Origin of the sequence: Lysinibacillus telephonicus (genome assembly GCF_003966145.1) — a bacterium.
GTDB lineage: Bacteria > Bacillota > Bacilli > Bacillales_A > Planococcaceae > Ureibacillus > Ureibacillus telephonicus.
Genome location: NZ_RXNR01000011.1, coordinates 64913 through 91283 on the forward strand (window position 1 = coordinate 64913; position 26371 = coordinate 91283).

Genomic DNA, 26371 nt, shown 5'->3' on the forward strand with positions numbered 1-26371 from the left:
TATCTGAGTAGCTTCTCCATTCTTCATTTGGCAGCCCAGCCATCTTTGTATAATTACGGAAGATCTGTGACTTTGCGTCTCTACCTTTCGATAGATTTGCCTTTTTCAAATGAGGAACAATATTCCGTTCTCATTATCTAATTAAAATATACTTTATAGTTAAAAGGATGACTATAAATATTTTTTACTATATCTTTCACATCCTTTTCCTATATTCTTTAAAAAGCTAAAACCTTTTTTAACTGGATAGTGTGTTTGCAAAATTTATGTATTTCTATTAACTTTCTATTTTTTTGAACTAGCTTTTAAATTTGTGACAATGGTTCCTTTTTTACATTTTATACTTTATAGTATAATAAATAAGTAGTGTGGTAGTTCCCAACCCATTTTATAGTTTAATCAGGTTTAAATCATCGTATGGATTTACTTAAGAATTGAGGTGAATTGTATGATAAAAGCTAAAATCAATACTAGAGATCGTATTTTAGAGCTGCTGAAAAAAGAAGTTTCATTGTCAGTTAATGAACTAACAGAGCTATTAAATATTACTCATATGGCTGTTAGAAAGCATCTAATTGTTTTAGAAAATGAAGGACTTGTTAAATCTACTGAAACTAAACAATCAATGGGTCGACCACTTCAAGTTTACTCATTGACAGATAAAGGGGATCAAATTTTCCCTAAAAACTACGAGGGAATAACACTTGAGTTTCTTAGGGATATAGAAGAACTTCATGGTGAGAAATCCATCCAGCTTTTGTTCGAGAGAAGAGAAAATCGACTTACTCAAGAATACAAAAATCGAATGAACAATAAATCAATAACTGAAAAAATTGATGAACTTGTTAACATACAAAATGAAAAAGGTTATATGGCAAATGTTACCCAATTAGATAACCAAACCTTTGAGTTGATTGAATATAACTGCCCTATCTATTCTGTTGCACAGGAGTTTAAAATGGCTTGCCGTTGTGAGACAGAAATGTTTAAAAATGTACTGGACACGGATCAAGTTCGCCGAGTTTGTTGTAAAACAGACGGAGATGATCATTGTAAATTCAAACTGAAATTTAATTAAATATAATACCTAATTAAATTTAGTGATCCTTAATCCACCTATAATTCCCAATTAAGAGAAGTGAGTATGTCATTTAAATACTCACTTCTCTTACATTTTGCAGCCTCTTATTCTTTTTTAGGAGCAGGGAAAACAAATACTATAGTTTTTGTACCAGCTGAGTTCGATTACTTACATCGTATTTTTCATAAATATTTTGCAAGTGTTTCTTTACTGTATTAATAGAGATATGCAATTCTTTAGCTATTGCTGAATTAGTCCACCCTTTTTTAACTAAAATCGCAACATCTTGTTCTCTTTCGGAAAGAAGACCAATACCATTTTTATTATTAAATTGGTGTTGAAGTACAGATGCTATAACATCTGATACTAGGCGTAATGTCATGCAATCATTTGCTGTAAATTTATAAGAATCTTTTTTTTGAGCCATTCCTATAACTCCGACAAAAACTCCTTGATGAAGTAATGCTACTACTAGTTCATCATGATATCCATATTCCTTCATAAACTCACTGTAAAAAAGAGATTTCTCATACTGTTTAGGTGTCATAAGATCAACTAATCGAATAGCTCTTTTTTCACGAAACAAATTAACATTTTTATTCGGATGTAATAAGTCATAATGATGATATTCAGCAAGATAGTCTATTAATGCTCTATCACTAAGCTTGTAATTAATAGGATCCCTTAAATTCCCATTATCGTCTGCATACCAAAAAATAGTTTGATCATACCCAAAAATGTCAGCTAGTTTATGCTGAATGTGTAAGCGTATATTTTCCACTGGATAAGCAATTTCGGACGAAAAATGGATAATTCTTTCGTATTCCTTAGCTGTCAAACTATGACTAGTCATAATTTCCCTCCTTATTAATCTCCTAATTATATATATTTCTGTAGTTTAAATGTTATGAATATTCTATAAAATCACCCACTTGGGTAATAGTAAGTTTCTAATAAAAATATTTTAATGGAAATAGCAATAATAAAAATTAAAGGTGGAGGGATTATATTTGAAGAAGACGGCATTTATTTATGATGAAAAGTATTTCTGGCATGATACTGGGAATGGTGCTTTATTTATGCCCCCTGGTGGTTATATCGAAACTGATGTTCATTCGGAAAATCCCGCAACAAAACGACGCTTTAAAAATCTACTTGAAGTAAGCGGATTAATGGATAAGTTAATCCAGATTAAACCTCGACCAGCTACTGTTGAGGAAATAAAATTCTATCATCCTGAAACGTATATAAATAAAGTGAAGGAACTAAGTGACGCTGGTTTTGGAGATGCAGGTGCACTAGCACTGGTAGGTAAAGGCTCTTATGAAATCGCTTTATTATCAGCTGGTGGAGCAATTACAGCAGTTGAATCTGTAGTAAAAGGCGAAGTTGATAACGCTTATGCTTTGACGCGTCCCCCAGGTCATCACGCTGAGGCAGAGCTAGGAATGGGATTCTGTTTATTCAATAATGTTGCAATTGCTGCTAAGTACGCTCGTAATATACTTGGTCTAGAAAGAATAATGATTATCGACTGGGATGTACATCATGGAAACGGTACAGAATCAGCTTTCTATGACGATCCAAACGTATTATTCATTTCTCTGCATCAAGAACGTTTATATCCACCTGGACGTGGAAATCGCGAAGATATAGGTAAGGGAAATGGTATTGGTCGAAATGTAAACATCCCTCTTCCAGCTGGGACAGGGAATGCAGGGTATATGCATGCATTAAAAGAAATAGTAGAGCCAATTGCTGATCAATTTAAACCAGATTTAATATTAATATCTGCTGGACAAGATGCTAGCGTGTTTGATCCACTTGCTCGAATGATGGTAAATGCAGAAGGATACAGACAAATGACAAGCTTTATGCTTAATTTAGCTGAAAAACATTGTAATGGAAAACTTGTTGCTTGCCACGAAGGTGGATATAGTGCCGCATATGTACCGTTTTGCTCACTAGCTATTGTAGAAGAATTAAGTGGAAATCGAACAGATGTTGAAGATCCATTTATAGAAGGATTTAAAGATCTTCCAATCGAAGAATTATTTGATATTCAAAAGGAGTACATTGCTAAAGTTAAAGAAGTTCAATCTGCTTATTGGAATTTAACTGTAGAAGCCTAAAAATTGGAGGAGAAACTCTTATGTTGAGAGTTTCTTCTTTTTATTTTTTATCAATTAGACTACTGAAAACAATTTCATAAACAAAAAGGCTTACTTCTAAGTAAATTACCCTTTAGAAGTAAGCCTTAATTTTTTTACAGAACTGACTATTAAACTAGCTTATCAAAATCATTTTCGCTTGATAGCCATGTCGTCACTTCATTTAAATCTCTTCTTTTTCCTTCTGGAACTGTTCTTTTAGGATGGCCAAAATAAAGAAACCCTAAAATTTCACCATCTTCAGATATCTTAAAAAGCTCCTTCATTAATGGATCATAAGTAGGTTTACCTGTTCTCCAATACCCTCCAAGCCCAAGCCCATGAGCAGCTAACAGCATATTTTGAATTGCTGCATAAACAGCCCCATATTCTTCCTGGATAAATGCTTTTGGATTATCACTAGGTTCAACTGCTACAGCTATGATTAGTGGAGCACGAAAAGGCTTTTCAATAATTTTCGTAAGTTTTTTCTGGTTTGATTCACTTGAAGAATCATCCATATTCTTTTCTTCAATTTTTGCAAGTGTTTTCCCTAATCGCAGCCGGCTATCACCTATTAATACGAAAAACTTCCACGGTTCTGTTCGGAAATGACTTGGTGCCCATGTTCCCGCTTCTAAAATCTTATCAATTAATTCTTTTGAGACAGGTTCATCTGAAACCAACCCAATACTTCTTCTCGTTTTTATAGCTTCTAAAACATCCACGCATACACCCCCATTAAATGAGTTGCTTCTCTTTTAATATTCTAGAATACAGTAAGAGTAAAAATGCATCCTTTTAGGAAAAAACAACTTTTATTTAAAAATACTTGTACTGTGCAGAGGCTGAATTCTGGATGTTGGGTCCGTATAATTTTTAGCATAATTAACAGCAACAGGTGCTTCACCTAATCCTACTGCAATTAATTTTACTTTTCCTTCATAAGTTGCAATATCGCCTGCAGCATAAACACCTTCAATATTTGTTTCCATTTTTGAATTCACAATAATTGAATTTTTCTCCATTTCAAGACCCCAATTTTTAATAGGGCCAAGTGAAGTGATGTTCCCATAGTTAACAATTACATGATCTACTTCTACCATTTCCTCAGTTCCGTCTTTAGAGACAATCGCAACTTTTTCAATTCGCTCTTCATTGCCAATAAGCTCTTTTACCACATAGGGAATTTTCACTTGTACCTTTGAATTGTATAATTTGTCTACACTGCTTTCATGAGCTTTAAATTCTGCTCTTCTATGGCATAATGTTACTTCTTCTGCGATATCATTTAACATTAATGTCCAATCCAAAGCAGAATCTCCACCACCACAAACTAATACTTTTGAACCTTTAAAATCGTTAATATTTTTAACAGAATAATGCAGGTTTTTATTCTCGTAGTACTGTGCATTTTCAAGCGATAATTTTCTAGGCTGAAATGCCCCAATACCGCTTGTTATTAAAACTGTTTTTGTATAATGTGAACCCTTATTTGTCGTTAATTTAAAAACATCGTTCGTTTTCTCAAGCTCTAAAACTGTTTCATTTAAACATATTTCCGGCTTTGCATACATTGCTTGATCCACGAGATTAGTGATTAGATCCTTACCTAATATCTTTGGAAAACCTCCAATATCGTATATATATTTATCCGGATAAAGCTCAGCAACCTGCCCTCCTAATTGACCTAGGCTGTCAATAATTTTCACACTCATATTACGCATACCAGCATAAAATGTAGAAAACAAACCTGTTGGTCCGCCACCGATAATTGTTATATCAATTACTTTTTGAGTATCCATAAGCAGCTCCTTAATTTGGAAATTTTATTTAAACCACGTTGAACTGAAAGATTTCTCATTCTTAAAAACAATTAGGACTGAACTTTTTGTTCAAGAAATAGCTAAAAGACTAGAAAACTATTTATTTCACATTTTTATACTAAATGGTATAAAAACTAATTGTATTTAAATTACATCATAATTAATATACAAAATCAATTTTTTTGTTTTGTACTCATTGTAAAGTGATCTAAGCTAAATAAAACTTAGAAATAGTAAAGTCATTAAAAAAGTATGCTCAAAAAATTGTCATTTTATTTCTTTCAAAATTAAAACCGTTTCCACTATATAAGAAACGGTTTGTTTATCTATAAAACGATTGATTGCTTGTCTTCATCTTTTTGGATAGTTAACACTGATGATAATAGCTTTTGTGTATATGGATGTTGTGGATTTTCAAATAGTTCCTTAGTATCTCCAATTTCCACCATCTCCCCTTTAAACATTACAGCCACTCTTTCACACATATAACGAATTACCGACATGTTGTGGGAAATAAATAAATAGGTTAAATTTCTTTCTTTTTGCAACTCCTTCAGTAAATTTAACACTTGTGCCTGTACGGATACGTCCAAGGCAGAGGTAGGCTCATCCAGTACAATAAATGAGGGATCTGTAATCAATGCCCGCGCAATAGCAATTCTTTGTCTTTGTCCACCACTAAATTCATGTGGATAGCGATCCAGATGCTCTTCCTTTAAACCTACTCGCTTTATCAGTTGTAGTAACCGTTCCTTATTTCCTTTAGTTTTTCTTTCTAATTTAGGAAAGGCTAATAACGGCTCTAAAATAATATCTTTTACAGTCATTCTTGGATCAAGTGAGCTTTGCGGATCTTGAAAAACAGTTTGTATTTCTCCTGCTTGGACACGATTATATTTTTGCTTGTTCCAAAGTTGCTGTCCTTTATAAGTAATGCTCCCTTTAGAAGGTTCTTCCAAGCCAATAATCATTTTTCCCAGCGTACTTTTTCCCGAACCAGATTCTCCAACAATTCCCAATATTTCGCCTTCTTTAATAGTTAAATTCGTTGATTTTACAGCTATCATACTATCTTTTCCGGTACTATAAATTTTCTCAAGTTGTGAAATTTCAATCATACAATCACCTTTTCTAACCAACAGGATACTTGATGATTCGATTCACCATCTTTTAATTCGGGATGCTCCTCTTTGCAAATATCCATAACATAGTGACATCGCTCAGAAAAAGCACATCCTTTTGGTCGTTTAAGTAAATTTGGAGGTTCACCTTCTATCGCTTGCAATGGTTGATGTGGTTCAACTGAATCTGGTAAAGCAGCTAGGAGAGATTTTGTATATGGATGAATTGGATTATTTAATACTTGTTTCGTACTCCCACTTTCCACTACCTCACCTGCATACATTACGAGAATTCGATCACATACATTTGCTACAACTCCTAAATCATGCGTTATCAGTAAAACAGAGGTTCCTCTCTTGTCATTTAATTCTTTAATAAGATTAATAATTTCATATTGGATCGTTACATCCAAAGCTGTTGTCGGTTCATCAGCAATAAGTAAATTAGGTGGAGCCGCCATTGCAAGTGCAATTACAATCCTTTGCCTCATTCCACCGCTCAGCTCAAATGGATACTTCCTCGCGACAAGTTCTGGCTGATCAATATGAACTTCCCTTAAAGCATGGAGCACAGCTTCTTTTGTTTCCTTTGTTGATAAACGGCGATGCTGCTTAATTACATTAAAAAGCTGTTTTCCAATTTTCATCGTAGGCTGCAATGCGGTCATTGGTTCCTGAAAAACCATACCGATTTCTTTTCCTCTTAATGCTTGTATGTCCTTTTTGCTTAATTCAAGTATATTTACGCCATTATAAATGATTTTTCCCTTTGAAATAATGGCATTTTCCTCTAAAAGCCCTAAAATCGATAAAGCGGTAATTGATTTACCTGAACCCGATTCACCAACAATCCCCAATATCTCACCGTTGTTAAGAGAGAGATTCATATTTTTCAAAGCCTCTGTTTTGCCACGCAATCCTTCAAAATCAACATGCAAATTTTTTATTTCTAGCAGCATCATTTTCTCCCCCTTAACGTGCTGATTTTGGATCTAAAACATCCCGAATTCCATCACCAATTAAATTAAGTGCACCTGAAGCTAAAAATAAAAATAATCCAGGAAACACAGGGTACCACCAATAGGTTAGAAGATATGTCCATCCAACACTAATCATTGCTCCCCACTCAGGGGTTGGAGGTTGAGCACCTAATCCTAAGAAGCCTAAAGTTGCAATTAATAGAATCGTATCCCCAACATCTAAAGTTGCCTGAATAATGACGGGGGAAATAGCATTAGGAATAATATGTTTAACAATGATGACCGCCTTGTTTAATCCAAATGACTCAGCTGATTTTACAAAAAGTTTTTCTTTCAATACCATTGCTTCACCACGAGCTAGTCGAATATAGACTGGAATTTTTACAATAGCTATCGCAATCATCGCATTTTGGAGATTCGGTCCTAAAACTGCTGCTAATGCCATTGCTAAAATCAAATTTGGGAACGCTAAAATCATATCGACAAATCGCATAATAACTGTATCTACAATTCCGCCAATATAACCTGAAATAGTTCCTATTACAATTCCGATTACTGCAGCGATTAAAATGATTAATATCCCTACCCCAAGAGAAAGCCTAGCGCCAAATAAAATCCTCGTAAAAATATCTCTTCCTACTTCATCTGTACCGAACCAATGTTCGGATGAAGGAGGCTGAAATTTATTGACTAAATCAATTTTATTAGGATCAAAAGGGGAAATAAGAGGGGCTGCTAATGAAAGTAATACTATCAATCCAAGAATTACCAACCCTACCCAAGTCATTTTATTTTGTTTTAATTTATACCAGATAGGGTTATTTTTTAATGATTTTGAATGTAGATTAATTTGCATACCCTTCCCCCTATTGCTTCATTTGCGGATTTAATAATCCATAAATAATATCTACAATTAAATTAATCAATACATAGCCAATACTAATAATAATTGTAAAGCCCATCATCGCTGGGAAGTCTAAATAGGAAATTGAATCAACAACAAATTTCCCCATTCCAGGCCATCCGAAAATAGTCTCTGTTACTACTGCTCCACCAAGCAGGGAGCCAAATGCTACACCAATTACTGTTACAGTGGGAATTAAAGCATTTTTCAATGCATAAGAGATGATTAATAACCGCCCTTTTATACCATTGGCAACTGCTGTTCTAATATATTCCTGGCTCATCACTTCAAGCATACTTGCCCGGACCTGCCTTGTAATGACAGCCAACTGTGCATAGGATAATACTAAAGCAGGCAGGAAAATATGCTCTAAACTGCTTTTTAAAGCAACCATATCTCCAGTGAAAATACTATCTAAAATATAAAAACCAGTAATGTGTGTTGGTGGATTAATATCAAGCGAAATTCTACCATTTGAAGGAAACCAACCTAAATTTCCGTAAAAAATGAGAATAACAATTAGACCGCTAAAAAAGACAGGAATAGATACACCACTAATAGAAAATACTCGGCTTAAATTGTCCCAAAAAGTATTTTTCTTTAATGCTGCAAGTACACCTAAAGGAATTCCCAATACGATGGCAATTGCAAATGCTGCAATAGCTAATTCAAGTGTTGCTGGAAAAAAGGTAATCAGTTCATCTAACACTGGACGTTGTGTACGAATGGAAGTACCTAAGTCTCCTGTTAATAAATCACCTATGTAGTGAAAGTATTGGATCCAGACTGGCTTGTCCAGACCCAATTGTTGACGAATTGATTGTAAAGTTTCTTCACTTGCCCTTTGTCCAGCTATCATACTTGCAGGGTCGCCGGGAATGACATGGGACATAAAGAATGTCACCAATGTCACCCCAAAAACGACGAATATTAGAAGGCCTAATCTCTTAACAATCATTTTTATCATGGTTCGTCACTCCAGTTGTTTATTTAGACATTTCATTTAAAAAATAGATGCCTTCCAACATCGGATTATATATAAAGCCTTTAACATCCTTGCTCATCGGTAAAATATAATCCTTTTGATATAAAAGAATATATGGCGCCTCTTCCATTACAATATCTTGAATTTGCTTGTAAATTTCTTGGCGTGCAGATTGATCATTATTCGTAGCTGCTTCTTTTAACAATTGATCAACTTCTCTATTTGTATAAAATGCACGGTTTCCTGCTAATCCATGGTTCGCTGAATCGAACCAGTAATTCATGAAGGCGAAAGGATCACCAAAGTCTGGACTCCATACCCCTAATGCTAAATCAAATTCGCCCTTATCCATCATTTCACGGGAAGTAGCATATGCGACTTTATTTAAGTTTACTGTTACACCGATATCAGCTAAATTTGATTGAATAGCTAAGGCTTCTGTTTCCCACCATGTTTTATTATCAGAGTATAATAAATCAAGGGTTAAATTTTCAGCACCTGCTTCAGCTAATAATGCTTTTGCTTTTTCTACATCATAATTATATTGATGTACTGTTTCATCATGACCCCATATCCCATCAGGAATCGGCCCGCGCATTTGCGTAGCATAGCCCAGTTGAACTGCACTTACTAAACTCTCATAATCTATCGCATAATTTAATGCTTGGCGAATTCTTTCGTCCTGCAATGCTGGATTGCCTTTACTTGTATTAATATAAATGTAATCAACCAACAAGCTTGGTTCTTGAATCAACTCGACATTTTCCAGCCCTTTAATTGAATCAATTTGATCGACAGGAATACCTTCTGCAATATCGATTTCACCTTTTTCTAATTGCATGCGTTGTACCGAAGGATCTCCTACGATTCTAAATAATATTGATTGTAGAGTAGGTTTTACTTTTGCGTGTTCATTTACTTCTAGTTTTAATGAATCTCCTTTTTTCCACTCCGTTAACTTATATGGGCCGCTTCCCAATGTATTTTCTGCTAAATAAGCTTGTCCTAAATCTCCATTTACTTCGTGCTCCATTACTGTTGGACTTACAATATTTCCATAGTTTGCTGCTAAAGTAGATAGGAATGGAGGGAAGTTTTCTGACAGCACAAATGTAACCGTCATTGGATCGTCTACTCGAATTTCCGATACCATACTGTATACTCCTGCAGGTCCATTAGCAATTTTCAAAGTTCTATCGAAACTTGCTTTTACTGCTTGTGCATCAACAGGGGTACCATCAGAGAATACATGTCCTTCTTCTAAAAAGAATGTCCATGTTTTTCCGTCTTCGCTAACTTCCCATCTTTCCGCAACACCCGGTTTAATATTAGTTGTAGCACCATCATAGTCTACTAATCTTTCATAAGCGTTGTAGATAATTTTCCATGTAGTATTGTCCATTGTAATTGCCGGATCTAATGAAGTTACATCAGCCGGAATCGCTATAACTAATTGATCTGGATTTGAAGCTGTAGTTGTTTCCGTTTCGTTTGAAGTAGATTCACTTGGTGTTGATTCTGAGGAGACAGGAGCGTTTGCATTTTCTTTACATGCTGTAAGAAGTATTGCAGTAACAATAATCAGTAACACATAGCTAAACTTTTTTATCATTTAATTCTCTCCTTTAAAATTAAGTTCAATACCAAAATAGATAACCGTTCTACTCGTCCCTTCAGCCCAGCGAGCATTTCCGTAATCAAAATGCCACCATTCCTCAGGATTCGAACGAAACCCTACACTTTCCATTAAAGACCTTAGTAAACGGCGATTTTCACGTATTTGTAATTCTTCTTCCGTTAACTGTTCTTTTTCTTCAAAGTATAATGAGTGCGCTTTTTCAGTAAATTCATCAAAGCTTGTCCCCATATTTAACCATCCATTGCTAGTTCCAATCGTTAAATCCACTGCCCCACCGGTGTAGTGTGGAGGAGGTGTTAATGGATCTTTAGAAGGTGTCGCAACAAACTGAGACAAGTGCTGCAGGACTTCTGCCTCATTGTCAAACTGTGTTTCAAATTGTCTTTTAATCATTTCATACAAAGCAGTTTGTGTTTCAAATGAACGCCATCCGTCTAAAATAACTAGATAATGGTCTTCTGGAAGGTTATCAGCAACCAACAATAATTTGGAAACAACCCCCTCCCTTAAAAAACAATCATTTATTGATCCTGGAATTTGATGTTTAAAATAATAAGGAAAAACTTTAATTTTTTTAGTTGAAACAGTAGTAAGAGAAATTAAAGGTTCTTCATTTTCCGTCATTACACCACTTCCTTTTTGGCATTCGGAATCCATACAAACACCCCCCATTGATAGAAAGCATAATTACATAAAAGGAGAAAATTCATATAGAATTTTCTAAATAAAAAAATTGATTCAGAGATATTATTTTAGCAATAATACATGAATCTTTTTTCTGAAAAATAAATTCCTATTGGTATAATATTCGGAATATTTAATATTTTAATTGATAGTAAATTGGAAAGCAATTGAAATTTTGTTTAATATTCTATTTAACTAGTTTCGAAAAATATTATACTGGGCAACCAGACCTATTAACGAATATATTTAAGCTGTCGATTTCTATACAAAAAGTAAAAATGGAGCCAACCGAAAAGTTATATCGGTTGGCTCCTTACGTTCCTGATTAATCATTAATTAAATATCATCTTTTGATTTGCCTATTACGGTTGTAAAAATTCTTTTTCATTATAAGCTGGATTTGGATATTTATAGAATCCTTCTCCTGATTGCATACCCATTTTTCCTTTATCTATATATTCACTTTTAACTAAGTTTGCAATATCTCTAAATTCATTTTGTTCTGGAGTAGGATGTTTATCCGCTTTCGTGCTTACGATGTTATAAACGGTTTGTAATCCTACAACATCAATAATACCAAATGGTCCCATTGGAGCACCTGTTGCAATCATCCATGTTTTATCGATTGTGTATGGATCAGCTACACCTGTTCCCCATAAATGTTGTGCCGCATCTAATAGTGGAACTAGTAAACTATTTAAAATATAACCCGGTTGTTCTTTTTTAATATGCAATGGTACCATGCCAATCGCAGATGCAAATTGTAATACTTGTTCTACCACTTCTTTATCTGTTCCTGGATGTTCCATTACTTCTCCCGTATTGTTCATCCAAATACGATTTGCAAAATGCAACGCTAAAAATTTCTCAGGGCGTCCTGTAAATTCAGCAAATTGACTTGGAAGCATTGTAGAAGAGTTTGTTGCGAAAATTGTATGTGCAGGTGCCACATTCCCTAGCTCTGTATAGAATTTTTCTTTAATCTCTTTTAGCTCAGGGATCGCCTCGATTACAAGATCTGCATTTACTGCTGATTCTTTTAAACTTGTAGAATACTGAATGCGAGATTGAGCTGATCTTGCAGCCTCTTGCTCTTCTTTAAAATAATCTACATATGTGTTTTCTAAATTAGCGATGCGTTCTTTTGCCTTTTCAATGGCTGCCTCATTAATATCATAAATCGTTACATTAAATCCTTTAAATGCTGTTTGAAATGCAATTTGACTTCCTAAAACACCACTGCCTGCTACTGTAATATTTTTAAAATCCATCATTCTTTCCTCCTTAAATATACAATTTTGCTTTTCGACCATGTAAAACGAAATATAGTGGAATACTAATTATGATGATCGGAACCATCCATAAAAAAATTGAACGGTATCCTACCAATGGAACGATTAAACCTAACAAATAAGGACCGAATCCCAACCCCATATCATAAAAAATATAATATGTAGATGTTGCCAAGCCGAAACGATGCGGCTCTGTCACTTTAACCGCAATTGTTTGGGCAATAGAATTGAAGTTGCCAAATCCAAGTCCAATTAAAGCTGCAGACACTAATAAAATCCAACTACTGCTTGCATTGCCAAACAGAAACATGCCTAATGCAAACAAAACTAAACAAGGGTAGACAATTAAATTTGGCCCTTTTTTATCCATAAGCTTCCCACAATAAGGACGCGTGAAAATAGTAGCAAGAGCATATACAATAAAGAATACACTAGCAGCATCTACTAAGTTGATTTCCTCTGCATAGAAGGATAAAAAGGACATAACACCTGAATAAACAAAGCCCATTAATAGTGCAACGAATGAAATAGGAATTGATTTTGGCTCCATAAATTTTGAAATAAAGGACTCTTCCTTAACTTCCTCATGACTTGAACTGAACATCTGCTTATCCAAACGAATAAACGTCAATACGATAATCATAATGAGTGATAAGAGTACATTTAAACCAAAAATATAGAAGTTGCCATTATCAAATTTCATTAAGAATATTCCAATAAAAGGCCCAATAGCCGATGCAAGGATAACACTTAAGCTGTAGTAGCCAATGCCTTCTCCCTTTCGAGATGCAGGAAGTATATGTGCGATAATCGTTCCAGCCGCTGTCCCAATAACTCCAACGAAAATACCTTGTATAAACCGGTTAAATAATAAAAATGCAATATGTATTTCAATAAAATACAAACATGCACTCACGAAAAATAATACAACACCATATCTTAATATTTTTGAAGGTCCAACCTTCCCTATTATGCGGCCTGTAAGCAGCCGCCCTATAAGTGCGCCAATTACATAAATACTAGAAACGAGACCCGCAATACTTGTGGATACTTGATATGTTTCAATTGCATAACTAGCAATTGTGACAATTAATAAGTAAAACATTAAAATTGATAAAAAATTAATTAATGAAATGACAATAAAATTTTTTGTCCATATTCTATCCTTCATAATTCAACATTCTCTCCTCCAAAATTGCTAACTGTTGTGACCATTCATTCACCATTTCTTCGGAGAATGGCTCTGTTACGAATGATTGGAGATTCATCACTTTTTCTTTTACCTTACCGCAAAGAACTTGTCCTTCCTGTGACAAGGATAAATATTTTTGTCGCTTATCTGCTCCACTTTTGAACTGTATTAGACCTTGTTCATGCAACTTTTTCACTAAAGAAGATACTGTCGGTTTTTCAACTGACCATTCTTTAACAATATCCATACTTGTACAACCTTCGTTGTTGTAAATATGATGTATAACTAGCCACTGTACAGGGGTGATGCCAAAAGGTGAACAAATTTCTTGAAGCTTCAAAACATACAATTTATTGAAACGGTATATTGTCGTAAAAAGATTCATTTAAACCTCCAAAATAGTTAGTATTCCTAACTAACTATATATTAAAGATTTTTACTTGTAAAGAATAAAAAGACTCCAACATAACGTTAGAGCCTTTTTACGTAAACGATTAAAGCTGAACAATACTCCTTTTAAATAAAACAAGATTTGATTATATAAATAAATTAATGATAAAAGAAACAATTTGGTTTAAGCCTATAATCTTAATTCCAAGTATGTGCAATTGTGTTATAACAAAAGCAAAAACTAAGATTGTTGTGTAGATGGCTAATGCTTTCTTATCTTTCGTCTTTACCATATGTCGATAATCAAAAAAGGAAATTGCAACAAATAAGATAATTAATAAGAAAGTGTTCATTAATCATTCACTTCCTTACTTTTTTCTTGAGTTGTGTCAATAATTAATCCTGATCTTCTTACATTCGACTTCACTTTAAAATCAAATTTAACTTGGTCTAAGTAGGCTGATGAATTACTTATTTTGTCCCAATGCTCAGGATAATATCTTCTGACTTCTCTACCTATTCCATATATATCTGAGTTCATTTCCTTCGCTATTTGAAACTCGTTTACAACATTCCTTTTTATAAACTCGCTAACTTCCTTTTCTACGGATTTTAAGTGTTTAGGCTCCAATAAATCCAATGCACAAGTCTGGTCAAGTAAATTTCCCTCTAATATGACATCTACTTTGACATTAATTGTTTCACCTACTAACTTAGGTTTCACAGTACTTTGAAAACCGGTAATTTGAAAGGCGAAGAACTCGTCTGGATTTTCGGGACAGCTGCCTTCAATGATAGTATAGTTTAGTTTGTTGTCCATAATCTGGGTTCCTGTTGTTTCTGGTCCATAAATATAACCTTGTAATTTCCCTTTGCTGAATATAGCAACTCCATTTATTTCAAATGTTTCAACTTTTCCTCTAATTTCCTTTGGTCTAATGACATCGAGTGAAAGCTCTATTCCGGGAGTAGAAATTATGGTCATTAAATCTCTTAACTTCACTTTCCGTGCACTAATTTGTCTCATTTCCCTACCTTCAATAAGATCCGCCATTGATTTAGCTGGAACATCCCCCAGCTCAATTTTACTGTTTAATAAATCTTCCGCAGTTCCAGGAGTAACGACAATAAGTGCTCCAGCACGGCTATCTCTATCTCTTTCAAACCATGTAGTAGCCGGTGTTATTCCATCTCTTGCCAGTTCATCACCAAAAATAATAATTTGTAAATGCGCCCAATATAAACGACGTGGCGATAATTCATTTAGACTTCGAATTGCTCCTAATATAGTTTTTCCTGTAGCCGTCACACTCCAGGTTGGCAACTCAGAGCCTCCGCCGCCGCCATTTTCTTTTGTTGGGGGTTTAATCACTTGGGCTGTAATTTTATACCCTTCTTCCACTTTATCTATACCTACCCCCATTACTACAGCAATTTCATTTAATTCCTTTTGATCCCAACATCCTCCTAAAAGAAGGGAAAGTACTATGATTAAACAGCATCGTTTTAATTTCATATTACTAATTTCTCCTATTAATAGGACGATTTTTTCTAGTCTTAAGCATCCTATTTTGGTTTTCGTTAGAAATTTCTTCAGGTCGTTGCTTCATATCCCGCCAAGACACTCGAATAAATAAATCTCTCCAATCATCTTTATGAAATGGCACTATAGGAGTTAAATAAGGAACACCAAATGAACGTATGGAATTTAAATGAACTAATATTAGAAGTAATCCAAAAATCAGACCAAATGCCCCTAAAAACGAAGATAGGAATAATAATACAAATCTTAAAAGTCTTGCAGTAATGGCAATATTGTAGGAAGGAGTGGTAAAAGAACTGATAGCTGTCAGCGCTACTACGATTACGGTTCCTTGTGCAACCAATCCTGCATCAACAGCTGCTTGTCCCAGTACTAAACCACCGACAATGGAAATTGCGGCACCAATCGTTTTAGGCAATCTAATACCTGCTTCCCGCAAAATTTCAAAAGTAATTTCCATAAGTGCAACTTCAATTGCAGTACCAAAAGGAACTCCTTCCCGTTGTCCTGTAATCGCAATTATTAATGGAGTCGGTATCATTTCTTGATGATAGGTAAGTAAAGCTACATACAAACCTGGCAATATTATAGAAAGTACAAAAGTAAACCCTCTTAAAATTTTCATAAAGCTGGAAATATCGTATCGTTGATAATAATCTTCATTGGATGTTAAAAATAAACCGATAGTTGCTGGCACCATAAGGGCAACTGGTGTACCGTCAACAACAATAGCTATTCTTCCTTCTAGTAAACCCGCTGCAATTCTATCTGGTCGTTCTGAGTTAAAAATCGTTGGAAAAGGAGAATATCTTTTAGGGTCTTCAATTATCTCCTCAATATAAAGGGAATCTAGGATACCATCGATATTAATCTTATCGATTCGAGAAATAACTTCTTTGACAACTTTCTCTTTAGCTATTCCATCTATAAACAGGACTGCTACTGAAGTCTTGCTCTCCTTCCCAATGGACTTTTTATAAACTTGTAATTTAGGTGTGTGGACTCTTCTCCGAATTAATCCAATGTTTGTCATTATGGATTCATTAAAGGCTTCACGAGGTCCGCGAACGACCGTTTCTACTGACGATTCAGTAACCGGTCTTCTATCCCCACCAGAAGTTTCTGCAGCAAAAGCTGTTGTTTGCCCATCCATGAAAATGATTGAAAAACCTTGCAATAGGTGCTCTAATACTTCTTCATGTTTGGTAAGTTCCTTTATCTTATTGGTAGATAAGATAAATTTATCAAAATTAACTGTATTCTCTAATTGATTATTTAAAACGCGGATAACATGTTGGTCTAAAATTTCCTTTTCTACTAAGCTGTCTATAAATAAAATGCCCATTTTACAATGATCACTTTGCAAATATCTTACGGAAAGATCAGAGTCCTTGCCGAATATTTCTTCATATCTTTTAACATTCTCATCAAGTTCATTTAGTATTACTTGTTGATCCTCGCCATTTTTGCCTTCAGATGATGTTTGCTCTTTTTCTTTCTCTTCTTTAGACATCTTTTTTCCGCCCTTCTCTCTTTCCACCTGGTTTCCTAAATTGACTAATAATTAGCAAGACAAGAGGCAAAATTAATCCGACAAATGTAGCATAATAAGGATAGTAATTATTTAAAAAGCGAGCAATTCCTATAAAATCCTCACTGTTTATGATGGAAATGATGGAAATTAATGCTGCTATAGGTACTACCAAAACTTTGTAATCATCTAATTTAAATAACTGACCTGTTCCTAGAACAATGGCATAGAGAAATAAAGCAACTTTAGCGAAGGAGCCTAGTGACCAAAGCAAAATCCCTAAAATATCTAACCTTTGTAATGCACCTATTTGGATATCCCTTAAAGTCAAGAACGTAGGAAAGTAAAGGCCCGTTGCTCTCTCTTCTCCATAAATTGCAAGAACTCCAGTTACAGGACCAATAAACATAATAATCAGTATGATCATTGTTAGAATTGAATACCTTTTTAGTTGTTTCGTGCTATTAACAAATGGAAATATCATACTTAAAACAAATATAGAGCTGTATAGTGAAGTAATTGCCAAAGTTCCATCCAATACAGGTCCCATCGAGTTGTCTAATATTGGGAGAAAGTTGCGGTAATCCTTATCCTTATGTGTAAGAATTGATGCCAATATCCCTATTGGTATAAGCATTATTAGAATCGTTTGATTCGTTCTGGCAATTACTTCAAGTCCACATCGTACCGCGTAACCTGCGAGTATAAGTATTGCTATTAAAAAGATCGAAATAGGCGTTCGAAGCGTAACAGCAGATGTATAAAACTCTCCAAACCCTCTAATAGATAGGCTTACTTCATGTAAGAAGTAAATTAAAAATAAAATCACAACGAATTTTCCAAGCGCTTTCCCAAGGATTAATTGACAATATTCAACCAACGAGTAGCCTTGGTATCGCTGTGATAGTAACGCAACTGTAAATCCTATGAGGATAGCTGGAAATATGGCTAATAGCAGTGCAATCCAACTATCTCGTCCACTATGATTTATAATTACAGAGATATATAAAAGATGCCCTGTTACTGTAATACTGGTGATTCCTAGCATTAAGGCTTGTATCTTGGTAATATATATTTTTTCCAATTAAAACACCTCAATACTTTCCGAAGATTAAAACTATATTAATTATTGACATTAAGGAACTGATTTAATCATTCAGCTATTTGTCTAAACTCGTAAAAAAAAATGGGAAACCTCAATTTAGGTCTCCCATACTTAATATGTTTTTAATGAATTTCAAGTTATAAAAGGTATAATGATTAATTAGTGATTTTCTATAAATAGTTGGAAAAGAAGAAGGGAGTCTTCAAATAAGTTAGTATTAAAAGCGCAAATCCTCACTCTCTAGGGCATTCTATTGATAAATATTTTATTCATACCAACCATTAGCTTCTGGAAGGTTTTTATATTCTTCTTTACTTTTAACTAGAGTAAATATATAATTTCGCAACTCAATTAATTGCTTTGCATCGTCAGTAGTATCACAGTATTGCTCAGAAACATAATGATTGATGCTTTCACCATTAATGGTAATCATCCATTCATCTTCACTAAACGGCTCTTGCATACAATCTGTTTTAGGAATTAAATCCTTTTTTTCTGTTATATTTACCTCTTTCATTTTCTCATAAATCTTTGTCATTTCTTCCGTTGTAAATGTTAGATTTACTTTAACAGTTCCATCCGCAATTAAATCCTTAGTTACTGTATTTTCAAAAGTATTAATTTCATTATTTTTCATAACCCCAAACTGAATTTTAAAGTCAAAGTCACTTGGCATTTTTGCGGGCATAACAACTTTACTAGATTCTTTTGATACTTCATTTGAGTCACAGCCTGTAATGAATAATGCAAATAATAATAATAAATAAGCTATCCTATTCACATAACCCCTCCACTCTAATTCTCTTGTATTAGTCGAATTTTATGGAAAAGTGTTACATTTCATGGCATAAATTTTGGGCGAAAATATAAGCATGGAATAGTAGTTATTTTTAACTATAAAATTTTTGTTCAAACAATGCCTTTTTACTGTTTTTTTTTTACAGCTTTAGCAGTTAATATAAATTGGGAGAACTTTTTGTGGTGATGGATTTTACCTCTACAGAAATAAAAAGCAATTAGGAGGAACAGTTTTAAAATGAAATATTTATTATCAATTTTTTATGTATCTTTAGCGCTTCTCGTATTATCGGGATGTTCATCTAATGAAAAAGATGAACAAAGTGAAAACGTTGACCAAACCGATATTGAAACTGAAAAAGAAGAGAAAGAGACTGATATAAGTTCCGAAAAAAATCAAGAAGAGTCGAAAGATGAATCTTATGATGAATCTGAATTAATCGAAGCAGTTGAAACAGAACAAGTTTACCCAGAGATTCCCTTCCAAAATATTAACTGGTTCTTCGGCAGCCCTGACCGTCAGCCGAATGGAGGTATTTGGGTTTATACATCTGAAACAATTCCATCTGGATACGAAGACACAATTGATTGGGAATTAAATGATTTATTGCTTGTTCAAGTAAATGATCCTAAGTATATTGATCATGAATTAGAAATCAAGGCATTACAAATACTGGATGATAATGTTGTCAAAATTGTTGTAAGTACTGAACCAGATGAATATAGCACCGATAAAAAAGCGGCAAGAAGATATGCATCTGTTGAAAAAGGACAGTTGCAAGGCAAAAAATTCCTTGTTGAAACTGTTGAAGGCGAAAAGGTTGATGTCGGTACTAATGTTAAAACGAGTGAAATTTCTGGTAGTGCAGAACAGTAAATAATGACGAAAAAAGTGGTCAAACCTAGTAACAGGATTGACCACTTTTTTGTTTCGTTATAAAAACAAGTTATATACGAGAAGACAACAATATTTAAGTTAAATCTTCAACAAGCTTTTTACATAAAGTCTATATCAATTTTCTTTTTATCGTTATTTGTTATTTTAGGCATTCTAACTTCAAGTACGCCATTCTTATAAGCTGCCTTTACTCCCTCATTGAAAACAGCACTTGGTAATGAAATAGATCTATGGAAACTACCTGTATAGCGTTCCTGTCTAAACATATTCTCTCCCTTAACTTCACTTGTTTTATTTAAAGTGCCACTTATTGTTAACACATTGTTCTCAACATTAATATTTATGTCTTCCTTCTTTTCAATTCCTGGAATATCACAAGTGGCTACAACTTCATTTTCTGTTTCGTGAACATCAACCCTAATATGTCCGAAATGGTTATCATGATTAAAATCAAAAGGGAAATTAGAGAAAAAACGGTCCAAATCCTTTCTGACATTTGCTAACTGTCTAAATGGATCATAAGGTGTTAATGCCATGATGTACAGCCTCCTAAATATTTTTTACTTTTATATTATGCACTCCCCGATATAAGCTATCCGCATTAGCAACTTAATCCTTGTGAACTTGTTTATAGCAAGTTTGGCGTTTTTTCAAACTAACTTTCCTACTTTTTTACTTAGACATTTCAACCCTATAATAGTCCTATTAATGTTTGGCAGAATCATCAAAAATGATTCTGGATACAAAAAGCGCGATTATATACTTTTTTATAATTAGTTTATCCTTTTACTTCTTTCCATTCTTCTAAATAATCGTCTAATATACTTTTTAGTTCCTTGCCTATACGTGCGTAGGCTTCATCATTCAGATTAGCAAGGGATACGCGAATAGACCATTCTGGTGCTAAAAATCCTTCACCACCTAACAATACAATCGATGACTTCTCAGCAAGACGGTATAAAATATCTATAGGTTTATAATTCTTTTTTAAGTAATCAGTGAATCCCTTTTCATAATGATGGTTACACCAAATTTCCAAGTCAATCTCTGTATAATAGTCTGCGTCGTTTGGCAAATGTTTTTTTGGTAAGCCTAACCCTTCGTATAAAAGATTCATTCTTCGATGTAAAATTCCCATTGTTTTTCTCTTATACTCATTTTTATTATCGAGTAATGCAAAAATCGAAAATAACGCCATTTGTACTTGCTGCGGTGTGGATAATCCCGCTGTATGTCTCATTGCAACATCCCTACTATCTGCAACAATTCGATCTATAAATTTAAGGTTTTCAGGATCCTGTGTAAGAGAAGCATACCTTCTATTTAGAATTTCTTTCTCGCTTTCTGGTAACTTTTTAATCAATTTATCAAAGACATTAGTTTGGTTTATGGCAATTGTACCTAATCGCCAACCCGTCACACCAAAATATTTTGAAAATGAATACACTCCAATTGTATTGAAAGGTAAATCCACCATAATAGAACGAAACCCTTCAACAAAAGTGCCATACACATCATCGGAAATAATCATAAGATCTGGATTATTTTGTTTTACAATTCGGATGATATATTCTATGGATTCTTTTTTTATTGCAACAGATGGAGGATTACTCGGATTAACTAAAAACAGTGCCTTGATATCCTTATCCCTTAACTTATCCAATTCCTCATCTGGGTATTGCCATGTATGGTTCCCTTCATCATCTAATTCAGTGGCATTAATTTTCACAATATCATAAGTAATGTTAGGAAGCTCTGGAATTTCTATGTACGGTGGAAAGATCGGCACCATCACCGCTATTTTAGAGCCTCTAGGAAGTAAATGGTTTTTATATAATGTTTCAAATATATAGCACATTGCTGCTGTTGCTCCTTCAACAGCAAATAAATCAAAAGTGCCAGATGATGTATCCTGACCACACAACTCTTTAGATAAAAAATCATGTACAACTTGTTCAATTTTAACAAGCATACGATCCGGATTAGGATAGTTATCCCCAATGATTCCATCTACTAATTCATAAACCCATTCGTCTGGTTCAAACTGTTTAATTTTGATTCCATAATCAATAATTTCTTTCAATAATTGAATTCCTGGAACATGCTGGTTTTCCTTAACATACTTATTAAATCGCTCTGTAATTCCTATACGACTTGGCATGCCAGCTAAATCGCCTTCATCCCATACGAGCCTGGATTCTGCAACAGCGAATTGCCCGAGTGCAAAAAACGCTTCTCGAGGTGATGCAGCAATCCAATTTGGATTTCCACGCCCTGCATCCAGCATTGTTCTAGTAATTCTCATTTTCCCTTTTGCAAGATCGATGAGCTCATCTTTTATTTCAAATGGACTTAATTTCTCTAACTGACGACTTTCCTTTTTTAGTTCATCCATAAAGCTCCTCCTAAACAACTGCTATCTTAAGTATCAAGAGTATTCCACAATTAAATATGGAATATAATTTAGGTTGTACATTTCCTTCGATAATAGTAATTAAAGAATGGAGCCTTATTGGATATCTTTTCCATTTTAGTTTCTAAAATGAAGGATTTGCTAATTGGTGGTGGTGAAGATTATTTTGTTCTTTTATTAACACTAATCACTTAAAGAACGTGGGACATCTTTTTTTGGCCTTAACTAAAGATCTCGAGTTTCTTATATTGGATAAAATGATTGAAGCAACTATGGAAATTTTCAATCACCAAAGGAGTATTAGCAACTGGTGTCGGGGCATAACTATTTAGGTCGGATATTAAATAACCAATTAAAGAAGAATTACAGAAGGAACAATAATATATTGAAAAGGTTTTAATACTACTGAAAAAGAGATGCCCTAAAATAAAACTTGCAGTGATTGATGTGATACGTTATAATATAAAACATTGTGAAAACATAAAATGGTGATTAGGTAAGACCTGCTTATTTGCTTTTATATGCTTTCTATTTAGTATAAAAATTATGATGGTTGATTTCTTTGTATCGAGTGCAAAGTTATTAGGTAGCATCTCAAAAACCTTTTGGTAAAAAGGGTTTTTAAGGTGCTACCTTTTTTTAATGACAAATAGGAGGAATGGTTATGGCATTTCATAAACCACAAAAAATTGCAGAATTAACGATAGAAACAGGGGTGACGAAGACAAAGCTTCCTTTTTCACATCTGTTGTTGCTTGGGTTTTTAGGGGGAGCATTTATAGCTTTGGGCTATTTATTGGATATTCGTGTCATTGGTGACTTACCAGCAGAATGGGGAAGTCTTGCAAATTTACTTGGAGGTGCCGTATTCCCTGTTGGCCTTATTTTAATTGTCCTTGCCGGGGCAGAACTAATTACGGGAAATATAATGTCGGTATCCATGGCGTATTTTGCAAAGAAAGTTTCTCTAGGGAATCTAGTTCATAATTGGTTTTGGATCACTTTAACAAATTTAGTTGGAGCACTTTTTGTAGCATATTTCTTTGGACATGTAGTTGGTTTAACCGAAACAGGGCATTATCTGGATAAAACGGTTTCGGTTGCACAATCAAAAGTAGATTCATCGTTCTTACAAACCTTCGTATCGGCGATTGGTTGTAACTGGCTTGTATGTCTAGCGATTTGGTTAGCTTATGGAGCAGATGACTTTATTGGAAAAATCGCCGGCATTTGGTTCCCAATTATGGCGTTTGTAGCGATTGGCTTCCAACACGTTGTTGCAAATATGTTTATAATACCAGCAGCAATTTTTGCAGGAGAGCTTACTTGGATTGATTTTATTAGAAATATTATTCCGACCTTCCTTGGAAATGTTGTTGGCGGAGCTATTTTTGTTGGATTGCTTTATTATTATGTTTATTATAAACAAGCAAATCAAATTCAGAAACCTCGTAAGAACTCTTAAGAAAACGAACATATAGATATTTGGACAAACATCATTATTTTAAAAATACACGAAAACAATCTTTCAAGACTACTTCAGCTTCTGCTTACTGGAAGTTGGGATAGTCTTTTGTTTTATCTCCCTATTAATTTTCTTCTTCTTTTCGTTGAACAATGCCCCTGCACACTATTTATAAATATTCTGCCGTACGAAAGAAAAAGAACAAATGCTCAAAGCGTCATACTTAACTCAGACAACTGCTTGCAGGACCTGAGAAGTATTCAAGGTGCTGATCTTCACGAGGGGCTGTGCACTGAATCTAGAGGTAGAATATACTTTTTCAAATGATATCCATATTGAGAAATTATCTAATTCCTTAACAATAAAAAAACTCCACAGAATATACTGTGAAGTTTAATATGACAACGTTCTTGTTGTTTAAGATACCGGTGGTCGGGGTCGAACCGACACTCCAGAAGGAACACGATTTTGAGTCGTGCGCGTCTGCCAATTCCGCCACACCGGCATATTAAAAAAATGTAAAAAAAATATCGGATTTACCGATTTAAAAATCTGGAGGCGGCAACCGGATTCGAACCGGTGATAAGGGTGTTGCAGACCCGTGCCTTACCACTTGGCTATGCCGCCGAAATTTTTTGGAGCGGAAGACGGGGTTCGAACCCGCGACCCCCACCTTGGCAAGGTGGTGTTCTACCGCTGAACTACTTCCGCGAAAATGGCTGGGGTACCAGGATTCGAACCTGGGCATGACGGAATCAAAATCCGTTGCCTTACCGCTTGGCTATACCCCAAAAATATTATCGTAAAAGTTTAGTTTTAAATTTTATATGGGGCGGCTGATGGGAATCGAACCCACGAATGTCGGAACCACAATCCGATGCGTTAACCACTTCGCCACAGCCGCCAATACAGCATTATGAATTTAAATTTTACTATTAAGCTAAAGGATGGGGCGACTGATGGGAATCGAACCCACGAATGCCGGAACCACAATCCGGTGCGTTAACCACTTCGCCACAATCGCCATAATGCTTATAGTTTTTAAATAAAAAAATTGGCAGGGGCAGTAGGAATCGAACCCACACCAAAGGTTTTGGAGACCTCTATTCTACCGTTGAACTATGCCCCTATTTTTAAAAATGGTGGAGGGGGACGGATTCGAACCGCCGAACCCGAAGGAGCGGATTTACAGTCCGCCGCGTTTAGCCACTTCGCTACCCCTCCAGATAAATGGTGCCGGCTATAGGAATCGAACCCACGACCTACTGATTACAAGTCAGTTGCTCTACCTGCTGAGCTAAACCGGCAACATATGGTGGGTCGAGACGGAATCGAACCGCCGACACTTTGAGCTTCAGTCAAATGCTCTACCAACTGAGCTATCGACCCATATGTTTTCATTTATTAAAATGGCGGTCCCGACCGGGATCGAACCGGCGATCTCCTGCGTGACAGGCAGGCATGTTAACCGCTACACCACGGGACATTTTGGTTGCGGGGACAGGATTTGAACCTGTGACCTTCGGGTTATGAGCCCGACGAGCTACCGAACTGCTCCACCCCGCGATAATAATAATGCAATATTAATCTCAGTTATTCTATTATACCATACAATTATAAATCATATGGTGGAGGATGACGGGCTCGAACCGCCGACCCCCTGCTTGTAAGGCAGGTGCTCTCCCAGCTGAGCTAATCCTCCAACTGGATTTTAATTCAAATGGTGACCCGTACGGGATTCGAACCCGTGTTACCGCCGTGAAAGGGCGGTGTCTTAACCACTTGACCAACGGGCCAATTAATTACTTGGTTGTCTTATCTGGCGGAGAGTAAGGGATTTGAACCCTTGAGACAGTGTTACCCGCCTACACGATTTCCAATCGTGCTCCTTCGGCCGCTCGGACAACTCTCCAAGAAGCATGGCTCCGAAGGTAGGACTCGAACCTACGACCGATCGGTTAACAGCCGATTGCTCTACCACTGAGCTACTTCGGAATATTTTTATGGAAGCCTAGCAACGTCCTACTCTCACAGGGGGAAGCCCCCAACTACCATCGGCGCTAAAGAGCTTAACTTCCGTGTTCGGTATGGGAACGGGTGTGACCTCTTTGCCATCATCACTAGACTCACTTAATTGAGACAAGATTTATTATAACATATTTGAAAGCATTTTCAACCCTTTTTTTAGCGTTTTTATGCTTCAAATTACTTGTTCTCTCAAAACTGGATAAAGACATTGAAAGCGTTCAAATTTTTGGTTAAGTCCTCGATCGATTAGTATTCGTCAGCTCCATGTGTCGCCACACTTCCACCTCGAACCTATCTACCTCATCGTCTTTGAGGGATCTTACTTACTTGCGTAATGGGAAATCTC

At 35.2% G+C, this 26371-nt stretch carries 23 protein-coding genes, 15 tRNA genes, 2 rRNA genes and 1 riboswitch; of the genes, 4 read left to right on the top strand and 36 right to left on the bottom strand.

Annotation, left to right across the window (positions count from 1 at the left end; translation table 11 throughout):
- Positions 1–26: 26 nt before the first annotated feature.
- Positions 27–111: riboswitch (cyclic di-GMP riboswitch) on the bottom strand.
- Positions 112–448: 337 nt separating this feature from the next.
- Positions 449–1078, top strand: a complete 630-nt coding sequence (locus tag EKG35_RS05625) for a helix-turn-helix transcriptional regulator (protein ID WP_126293477.1) — start codon at positions 449–451, stop codon at positions 1076–1078.
- Positions 1079–1217: 139 nt separating this feature from the next.
- Here EKG35_RS05625 and EKG35_RS05630 read toward each other — a convergent pair whose 3' ends face one another.
- Positions 1218–1934, bottom strand: a complete 717-nt coding sequence (locus EKG35_RS05630) for a helix-turn-helix transcriptional regulator (protein WP_126293478.1) — start codon at positions 1932–1934, stop codon at positions 1218–1220.
- A gap of 157 nt (positions 1935–2091) precedes the next feature.
- Between EKG35_RS05630 and EKG35_RS05635 the strand changes: the two genes are divergently transcribed.
- Positions 2092–3213, top strand: coding sequence for a class II histone deacetylase (locus tag EKG35_RS05635; protein ID WP_126293479.1), 1122 nt, complete (start codon positions 2092–2094; stop codon positions 3211–3213).
- Positions 3214–3362: 149 nt separating this feature from the next.
- Here EKG35_RS05635 and EKG35_RS05640 read toward each other — a convergent pair whose 3' ends face one another.
- The 16 genes from EKG35_RS05640 to EKG35_RS05715 all read right to left on the bottom strand — a co-directional run bounded on the left by EKG35_RS05640 (position 3363) and on the right by EKG35_RS05715 (position 19204).
- Positions 3363–3959 (bottom strand): nitroreductase family protein, encoded by a 597-nt coding sequence (locus tag EKG35_RS05640; RefSeq protein ID WP_126293480.1) that lies wholly within the window; start codon positions 3957–3959, stop codon positions 3363–3365.
- Between the two features lie 90 nt (positions 3960–4049).
- Complete coding sequence (locus tag EKG35_RS05645; RefSeq protein WP_126293481.1) at positions 4050–5036, bottom strand: NAD(P)/FAD-dependent oxidoreductase; 987 nt, start codon at positions 5034–5036, stop codon at positions 4050–4052.
- Between the two features lie 347 nt (positions 5037–5383).
- On the bottom strand, positions 5384–6175 hold the full coding sequence (locus EKG35_RS05650) for an ATP-binding cassette domain-containing protein (protein ID WP_126293482.1): 792 nt from the start codon (positions 6173–6175) through the stop codon (positions 5384–5386).
- Positions 6172–7137, bottom strand: coding sequence for an ABC transporter ATP-binding protein (locus tag EKG35_RS05655; protein WP_185807651.1), 966 nt, complete (start codon positions 7135–7137; stop codon positions 6172–6174). The genes EKG35_RS05650 and EKG35_RS05655 overlap by 4 nt, the downstream gene beginning before the upstream one ends.
- 13 nt (positions 7138–7150) lie before the next feature.
- The gene (locus EKG35_RS05660; RefSeq protein WP_126293483.1) at positions 7151–8014 is read right to left on the bottom strand and encodes an ABC transporter permease; all 864 of its coding nucleotides are present in this window, start codon (positions 8012–8014) and stop codon (positions 7151–7153) included.
- A gap of 10 nt (positions 8015–8024) precedes the next feature.
- The gene (locus tag EKG35_RS05665) at positions 8025–9029 is read right to left on the bottom strand and encodes an ABC transporter permease (RefSeq protein WP_126293484.1); all 1005 of its coding nucleotides are present in this window, start codon (positions 9027–9029) and stop codon (positions 8025–8027) included.
- Positions 9030–9048: 19 nt separating this feature from the next.
- Complete coding sequence (locus EKG35_RS05670) at positions 9049–10659, bottom strand: ABC transporter substrate-binding protein (RefSeq protein ID WP_185807652.1); 1611 nt, start codon at positions 10657–10659, stop codon at positions 9049–9051.
- Entirely contained in the window at positions 10660–11343 is a 684-nt protein-coding gene (locus EKG35_RS05675; RefSeq protein WP_185807653.1) for a M15 family metallopeptidase, read from the bottom strand.
- Positions 11344–11732: 389 nt separating this feature from the next.
- A complete protein-coding gene (locus EKG35_RS05680) occupies positions 11733–12641 on the bottom strand; it encodes a 3-hydroxyacyl-CoA dehydrogenase (protein ID WP_126293486.1) in 909 nt (302 codons plus the stop codon).
- A 13-nt stretch (positions 12642–12654) separates the two neighbouring features.
- Entirely contained in the window at positions 12655–13836 is a 1182-nt protein-coding gene (locus tag EKG35_RS05685) for an MFS transporter (RefSeq protein WP_126293487.1), read from the bottom strand.
- Positions 13823–14239: a MarR family winged helix-turn-helix transcriptional regulator gene (locus tag EKG35_RS05690; RefSeq protein WP_126293488.1), complete on the bottom strand. Its 417-nt coding sequence runs from the start codon at positions 14237–14239 to the stop codon at positions 13823–13825. Before EKG35_RS05690 ends, EKG35_RS05685 begins: the two co-directional genes overlap by 14 nt.
- A gap of 151 nt (positions 14240–14390) precedes the next feature.
- Positions 14391–14597, bottom strand: a complete 207-nt coding sequence (locus tag EKG35_RS05695) for a hypothetical protein (RefSeq protein ID WP_126293489.1) — start codon at positions 14595–14597, stop codon at positions 14391–14393.
- The gene (locus EKG35_RS05700) at positions 14597–15760 is read right to left on the bottom strand and encodes a Ger(x)C family spore germination protein (protein ID WP_126293490.1); all 1164 of its coding nucleotides are present in this window, start codon (positions 15758–15760) and stop codon (positions 14597–14599) included. Before EKG35_RS05700 ends, EKG35_RS05695 begins: the two co-directional genes overlap by 1 nt.
- A gap of 4 nt (positions 15761–15764) precedes the next feature.
- Positions 15765–17300 (bottom strand): spore germination protein, encoded by a 1536-nt coding sequence (locus EKG35_RS05705; protein WP_126293491.1) that lies wholly within the window; start codon positions 17298–17300, stop codon positions 15765–15767.
- Positions 17293–18402, bottom strand: coding sequence for a GerAB/ArcD/ProY family transporter (locus EKG35_RS05710; RefSeq protein ID WP_126293492.1), 1110 nt, complete (start codon positions 18400–18402; stop codon positions 17293–17295). Before EKG35_RS05710 ends, EKG35_RS05705 begins: the two co-directional genes overlap by 8 nt.
- Positions 18403–18688: 286 nt before the next feature.
- Positions 18689–19204 carry a hypothetical protein gene (locus tag EKG35_RS05715; protein ID WP_126293493.1) on the bottom strand — a complete coding sequence of 172 codons (516 nt, stop codon included), beginning with the start codon at positions 19202–19204 and terminating at the stop codon, positions 18689–18691.
- 255 nt (positions 19205–19459) lie between these two features.
- Here EKG35_RS05715 and EKG35_RS05720 point away from each other — a divergent pair, with 255 nt between their 5' ends.
- Positions 19460–20098: a hypothetical protein gene (locus EKG35_RS05720; RefSeq protein WP_126293494.1), complete on the top strand. Its 639-nt coding sequence runs from the start codon at positions 19460–19462 to the stop codon at positions 20096–20098.
- A 119-nt stretch (positions 20099–20217) separates the two neighbouring features.
- Here the strand turns inward: EKG35_RS05720 and EKG35_RS05725 are convergent, their stop codons facing one another.
- Together EKG35_RS05725 and aspD are read right to left on the bottom strand one after the other, a co-directional pair.
- Positions 20218–20655, bottom strand: a complete 438-nt coding sequence (locus tag EKG35_RS05725; protein ID WP_126293495.1) for an Hsp20/alpha crystallin family protein — start codon at positions 20653–20655, stop codon at positions 20218–20220.
- A gap of 242 nt (positions 20656–20897) precedes the next feature.
- Positions 20898–22514, bottom strand: coding sequence for an aspartate 4-decarboxylase (aspD, locus tag EKG35_RS05730; protein WP_126293496.1), 1617 nt, complete (start codon positions 22512–22514; stop codon positions 20898–20900).
- A 682-nt stretch (positions 22515–23196) separates the two neighbouring features.
- Between aspD and EKG35_RS05735 the strand changes: the two genes are divergently transcribed.
- The gene (locus EKG35_RS05735) at positions 23197–23997 is read left to right on the top strand and encodes a formate/nitrite transporter family protein (RefSeq protein ID WP_126293497.1); all 801 of its coding nucleotides are present in this window, start codon (positions 23197–23199) and stop codon (positions 23995–23997) included.
- Positions 23998–24420: 423 nt separating this feature from the next.
- Here EKG35_RS05735 and EKG35_RS05740 read toward each other — a convergent pair.
- The 17 genes from EKG35_RS05740 to EKG35_RS05825 all read right to left on the bottom strand — a co-directional run.
- Positions 24421–24502, bottom strand: a tRNA-Leu gene (locus tag EKG35_RS05740).
- A gap of 48 nt (positions 24503–24550) precedes the next feature.
- Positions 24551–24624, bottom strand: a tRNA-Cys gene (locus EKG35_RS05745).
- A 9-nt stretch (positions 24625–24633) separates the two neighbouring features.
- Positions 24634–24708: transfer RNA gene (locus EKG35_RS05750), tRNA-Gly, on the bottom strand.
- A 5-nt stretch (positions 24709–24713) separates the two neighbouring features.
- Positions 24714–24788 (bottom strand) — tRNA-Gln (locus EKG35_RS05755).
- Between the two features lie 37 nt (positions 24789–24825).
- A tRNA-His gene (locus EKG35_RS05760) sits at positions 24826–24901 on the bottom strand.
- Between the two features lie 44 nt (positions 24902–24945).
- Positions 24946–25021 (bottom strand) — tRNA-His (locus tag EKG35_RS05765).
- A 31-nt stretch (positions 25022–25052) separates the two neighbouring features.
- Positions 25053–25126 (bottom strand) — tRNA-Trp (locus tag EKG35_RS05770).
- A gap of 11 nt (positions 25127–25137) precedes the next feature.
- A tRNA-Tyr gene (locus EKG35_RS05775) sits at positions 25138–25221 on the bottom strand.
- Positions 25222–25228: 7 nt separating this feature from the next.
- Positions 25229–25304: transfer RNA gene (locus EKG35_RS05780), tRNA-Thr, on the bottom strand.
- 6 nt (positions 25305–25310) lie between these two features.
- Positions 25311–25386 (bottom strand) — tRNA-Phe (locus EKG35_RS05785).
- 100 nt (positions 25387–25486) lie between these two features.
- A tRNA-Met gene (locus EKG35_RS05795) sits at positions 25487–25563 on the bottom strand.
- Positions 25564–25623: 60 nt separating this feature from the next.
- Positions 25624–25699 (bottom strand) — tRNA-Val (locus EKG35_RS05800).
- A gap of 19 nt (positions 25700–25718) precedes the next feature.
- Positions 25719–25793, bottom strand: a tRNA-Glu gene (locus EKG35_RS05805).
- A 24-nt stretch (positions 25794–25817) separates the two neighbouring features.
- Positions 25818–25909, bottom strand: a tRNA-Ser gene (locus EKG35_RS05810).
- Between the two features lie 8 nt (positions 25910–25917).
- Positions 25918–25992 (bottom strand) — tRNA-Asn (locus EKG35_RS05815).
- A gap of 14 nt (positions 25993–26006) precedes the next feature.
- Positions 26007–26122: ribosomal RNA gene (rrf, locus tag EKG35_RS05820) — 5S ribosomal RNA — on the bottom strand.
- A gap of 129 nt (positions 26123–26251) precedes the next feature.
- A 23S ribosomal RNA gene (locus EKG35_RS05825) occupies positions 26252–26371 on the bottom strand; the annotation flags it as partial.